This window comes from Mitsuaria sp. RG, from assembly GCF_028369275.1.
GTDB lineage: Bacteria > Pseudomonadota > Gammaproteobacteria > Pseudomonadales > Pseudomonadaceae > Aquipseudomonas > Aquipseudomonas peradeniyensis.
In genome coordinates this window covers 1-1,104 of record NZ_JAQMYQ010000111.1, presented here as the reverse complement: position 1 = coordinate 1,104, position 1,104 = coordinate 1, and the positions used below count along the sequence as shown (strand labels likewise).

The 1,104-nt window shown below is 66.5% G+C and carries 1 protein-coding gene and 1 pseudogene; both read left to right on the top strand.

Going from position 1 to position 1,104, the window contains the following annotated elements:
* Positions 1-229: pseudogene (locus POF53_RS25900) on the top strand (hypothetical protein); the annotation flags it as partial.
* Between the two features lie 32 nt (positions 230-261).
* Positions 262-1,104, top strand: an 843-nt coding sequence (locus POF53_RS25895) for a filamentous hemagglutinin N-terminal domain-containing protein (RefSeq protein WP_498970051.1), incomplete at its 3' end; no start/stop codon positions are given.

The window sequence follows — 1,104 nt, the reverse complement described above, 5'->3', positions numbered from 1 at the left end:
ACCGCTGGTGGCCGAGTACGGCCTGGGCCTGGGCTACGACCTCGGGGTGATCCGCAACGATCGCTACAACGGCGAGTACCACGGCCGTGCCAGCAGCCATTCGCTGGAGTTGTTCGCCCGCGGCCAGCACATGGCCGCCAGCGTGACCTTCGCCCACAGCCTGGAACGCCCCGACGTGCTGACCGACAAGGAACGCCCGGTGTATTTCCGCCTGGATTTCTTCCTCTGATCCACCTGATCCCCTGACTTACGAGACCTGACATGGACGTCCGCCTGTTCGCCTTCCTGGCCCGCCAACGCTCGGCCGCCATTCAGCCTCGTGAGCGTTTCTGCGGGTTGCCCAAGCGGGGCCTGGCGTTCCTGCTGGCCAACGCCATGTTCTGGCAGCCATTCTGGGCGCAGGCCGCCGAAGGCGTGGTGGTCAGCGGGCCGGGCACCCGGCTGGACCAGGCGGGCAATGGCGTGCCGATCGTCAACATCGCCGCGCCCAATGGCAGCGGGCTGTCGCACAACCAGTTCAGCGACTACAACGTCGGCCAGCAGGGGCTGATCCTCAACAACGCCACCGAGCGTACCCAGGCCACCCAGCTGGGCGGGATCATTCTTGGCAACCCGAACCTGCAGGGCCAGGCGGCCAACGTCATCCTCAACGAGGTCAATGGCGCCAACGCCAGCCAGTTGCGTGGCTACACCGAGGTCGCGGGGCATGCGGCGCATGTCATCGTCGCCAACCCCCACGGCATCACCTGCGATGGCTGCGGTTTCATCAATACGCCACAGGCCACGCTCAGCACCGGCAAGCCGGTGATCGAGAACGGCCAACTGACCCGTTACCAGGTCGACCGGGGCCACATCGCCATCGAAGGCACAGGGATCAATGCCAGCAACGTCGACAGCTTCGAGCTGATTGCCCGCAGCACCAAGATCAATGCCGAGATCCAGGCCCGCAACCTGGCCATCGTCGCCGGGCGCAACGATGTCGATGCCCGCACCTTGGCGGCCACCGCGCGTGCTGACGACGGCAGCGCCAAGCCGAGCCTGGCGATCGACTCCAGCGCGCTGGGCGGCATGTATGCCGGCGCGGTGAGGCTGGTCGGCACCGAA